Genomic DNA, 3,584 nt, shown 5'->3' with positions numbered 1-3,584 from the left:
GTTCGGCGGGGATTGCGGTTTGGTAGCCCAGGCCGGTGCCGATCTCGAGCACCGCCTCGTGCGATTGGAGAGCAAGGAGATCGGTCATGAGCGCAACGATGAATGGCTGCGAGACGGTTTTGTCGAAGCCGATCGGCAGTGGCATGTCCTGGTAGGCATAAGGCGCGACCGAGCTTGGCACGAAGAGATGGCGCGGCACCCGCTGCATCGCTGCTGTATCCATTCTGAATAGAATTACAGAAGGATAGCTCAGATGAATTTAACATATTTGGAAGCGGCTACGTCGGCCTCGTGAGTGCTGCGGCGTTTGCGGAAGCGGGCCACAGTGTGGTATGCATCGATGTGGACGCGGCCGTACCCTTATGGCACTATGGAACGCTGGTGCCGCAGTGCAGGCCTTCGATCCGGCGGCGCACGTGGGAGTCTAGGATTCAATGTTCGTGGACGCGCGGCCCGAACAAATCGCTACTGATCACTTCGATCTCATTGCAATCGGTTCCGGTTTCGGCTCGGCATTTTTTTTGCATGAATTCGTAAAACGCCGAAATGGGCGCATTCTGGTGTTGGAATGGGGACAACACAACTCTCACGAGTGGCAGCTCGAACACGACATCAACTCCGATATCAAGCCGACGGATACTTACAGAAGCAGTTCCAGCAAGCCATGGAACTATACGATCGGGCTCGGCGGTGGAACCAATTGCTGGTTCGCGCAGACCCCTCGATTACATCCGAATGACTTCAAGCTAAAGAGCCTCTACGGTGTCGGAGAGGATTGGCCGCTATACTATGACGAGCTTGAGCCGTTTTACTGCGAGGCGGAGGCGATCATGTCGATCTCCGGCGATCCGGACATGGCAACGGTAATGCCTCGTTCGGTACCATTTCCGCAGCCCCCTCACCGCATGTCCACTCCAGACCTCATGATGAAAAAAGCGCAACCCGCCACGCACTTTGTCATGCCGACAGCGAGAGCGCGGGTGGCAACTGAAGAGCGCTCGTCGTGTTGCGCGTCCCTCCGCTGCCGGTTATGTCCGGCGGATGCGAAGTTCACGGCCAACAACGGTCTGATGCATGTTTTCGAGCATTCCGATGTCCTGGTCTGTCTTGGCGCGGAAGTACGTCGCCTAGGCCACACTGGAACGTCGATCCGCTCGGTCACATTCCGGCGCGACGGCCAGGAGTATGTGGCCACTGGTGATCTGTTTGTGCTTGGTGCGAACGGGATCCAGAGCGCGGCCATCATGCTGCGCTCGGAACTCGGCGGCGATTTTGTCGGACGTGGACTACATGAATCGTATGGCTGGAACTTTGAGGTTTATCTTGACGGTATCGACAACTTCGATGGCAGCACGATCACTACAGGACTCAATTTCGGTTTCTACGACGGACCGCACAGATCGCAACATGCCGCAGCGCTTATCTATTTCCAGAACCACTGGCAGCATGGCCTACGTCCCGAAAAAGGACGGTTGCGGCAGACGTTGCCCCTGTTCGTGGTGACAGAAGATCTGTTGGAGTCGGAAAATTTTGTCAGCCTAGACGAGAATGAAACCGCTTACATCAACTATAGGGGGCGATCCGACTATGCCGCCAAAGGGATGGCGCAGGCTCGAGAAAATTTGCCCGTACTCCTTGCCCCGCTGCCGGTCGAAAGGATCATCGACCGCGGCGCGCGTCCAACCGAATCGCACGTTCAAGGGACGCTGCGTATGGGCAGAGATGAATCGACTTCGGTCGTCGACAGGGACATGATCCACCATAAGCTGCGGAATCTGGTGGTCGTCGGCACCAGTGTCTTTCCCAGTTGCTCGTGTGCCAACCCAAGTTTGACTGCCGCCGCCTTGTCGCTGCGGGCCGCGAGGGGAATCGCGTAATGAGGATTCCTGAAAGAATTAGAGTCCATCGGCGCGGGGTGCTGTGGCTGTTGGGCGGGGGGCTTGTTTCAACAGTGCTGGCATACGACACTATGCGATCATTTTTCGATGAAGATTTGGTGCGTGTCACGCTCACAAAATACCTCGACGATTTCGAAATGACGAAAGAAGATCTTCGGGCGTTCGTGTCGGAGTTTAGGAAGCGCCGTCCATGGACTTTCCCGACCAAACTGCTGGCCGATGCATCGACCCTGCTTGAAACACGCCGTCTCGGCAGAGCTGCACGTGGGCTGTTACCCGATGAGGACGCTCAAGAACTCGATAGATTTGAACGCTGGGTGCTTGCTGATTTTCATCTCTTGACCGATTATGCGCAGCGCGCCGAACCAAGCGAGCCCGTGCAATACATAGGATTCCAGCCGTGCGCGAATCCCTTCGCAAAATTCGAGCCGGCTAAGCAAGCATGATGGGGACAATAATCATACCAACGGCTTTGACGGCTGACTCTCTGGGGATTCCAGTGCGGCCCGAACCATGATTCTCTGGTTCGAGGGAGGATTCGCGCCATGGGATCAGCGGTGAAGATGCGGACGGACTATTCGGCGGCTGAGTTGCGGCGGCTGGCTAAGATTTCCAAGGACGTGAACCGGAGCCGGCGGCTGTTGTCGCTGGCGGCGGTGCTGGACGGGATGAGGCGCGAGGACGCGGCCCGGGTCGGCGGCATGGACCGACAGACCTTGCGCGACTGGGTGCACCGGTTCAACGAAGCCGGCCCGGACGGGCTCAAGGACGCCTGGTGGAGTGGGCCGGCGCCCCGGCTGTCGCCATCGCAGAAGGCCGAACTGGCGCAGATCGTGGAGACCGGCCCCGATCCGGTGGCCGACGGCGTCGTGCGCTGGCGGCGCATCGATCTCCAGAAGGCGATCAAGGCGCTTCGGCGTCGACTACCACGAACGCTACGTCTCGACGCTGCTGAAGGAGCTCGGCTTCTCGCACATGAGCGCCCGGCCACGTCACCCGGCGCAGGACGGCGCGATCGTCGAGGCCTATAAAAAAACTTCCCGCGCACGCTGAGCGCGCATCTCGCCGGCCTGCCGGAGGGAAGGTCAGTCGAGATCTGGTTTCAGGACGAAGCCCGCATCGGCCAGAAGAACGGGATTGTCCGGCAGTGGGCACGCCGCGGCACGCGGCCCCGCCAGCCCGCCGACCAGCGCTACAAGAGCGCCTACCTGTTCGGCGCCATTTGCCCGGCACGGGGAACGGGTGCCGCGCTCGCGCTGCCCTTCGCCGACACCGAGGCCATGCAGTTTCACCTCGACGAGATCAGCCGCCATGTCGCAAGAGGCGCGCATGCCGTGCTGCTGCTCGATCGCGCCGGCTGGCACACGACCGCAAAGCTGAAAATCCCGAACAACATCACGCCGATCTTGCTGCCGTCGCGCGCACCGGAACTGAACCCGGTCGAGAACGTCTGGCAATATCTGCGCGCCAACTGGCTCTCCAATCGCGTCTTCGACGACTACGACGCCATCATCGATGCCGCCTGCGAGGCGTGGCGCAAGCTCCTCGCCCAACCAGATACGATCACATCAATCGGAATGCGCGACTGGGCCCATGTCGGTCAATCATCATGACCGTTGGTATTAGACCGTTTCGAGCCGGCTGAACCGAACCGGGATGATTTTGCGGGTCTTCAGTTGTCCTGCC

Annotated in this window: 3 protein-coding genes and 2 pseudogenes; 4 read left to right on the top strand and 1 reads right to left on the bottom strand. The window is 59.4% G+C overall.

Annotated elements, in window-relative coordinates; translation table 11 throughout:
* Positions 1–214: pseudogene (locus tag NMG70_RS01980) on the bottom strand (protein-L-isoaspartate O-methyltransferase family protein); the annotation flags it as partial.
* Between the two features lie 14 nt (positions 215–228).
* On the opposite strand from NMG70_RS01980, the gene NMG70_RS33170 reads away from it, so the two are divergent.
* The 4 genes and pseudogenes from NMG70_RS33170 to NMG70_RS01965 all read left to right on the top strand — a co-directional run bounded on the left by NMG70_RS33170 (position 229) and on the right by NMG70_RS01965 (position 3,511).
* A complete protein-coding gene (locus NMG70_RS33170; protein ID WP_436798336.1) occupies positions 229–537 on the top strand; it encodes a hypothetical protein in 309 nt (102 codons plus the stop codon).
* Positions 435–1,877: a GMC oxidoreductase gene (locus tag NMG70_RS01975; RefSeq protein ID WP_254022971.1), complete on the top strand. Its 1,443-nt coding sequence runs from the start codon at positions 435–437 to the stop codon at positions 1,875–1,877. Before NMG70_RS33170 ends, NMG70_RS01975 begins: the two co-directional genes overlap by 103 nt.
* Positions 1,877–2,344 carry a hypothetical protein gene (locus tag NMG70_RS01970; protein WP_254022970.1) on the top strand — a complete coding sequence of 156 codons (468 nt, stop codon included), beginning with the start codon at positions 1,877–1,879 and terminating at the stop codon, positions 2,342–2,344. The genes NMG70_RS01975 and NMG70_RS01970 overlap by 1 nt, the downstream gene beginning before the upstream one ends.
* Before the next feature lie 99 nt (positions 2,345–2,443).
* A pseudogene (locus NMG70_RS01965) lies at positions 2,444–3,511 on the top strand (IS630 family transposase).
* Positions 3,512–3,584 lie beyond the last annotated feature (73 nt).

The sequence above is a fragment of the Mesorhizobium ventifaucium genome, assembly GCF_935822925.1.
GTDB lineage: Bacteria > Pseudomonadota > Alphaproteobacteria > Rhizobiales > Rhizobiaceae > Mesorhizobium > Mesorhizobium ventifaucium.
The sequence above is the reverse complement of the archived record's forward strand: the minus strand, read 5'-3'. Positions and strand labels throughout refer to the sequence as shown.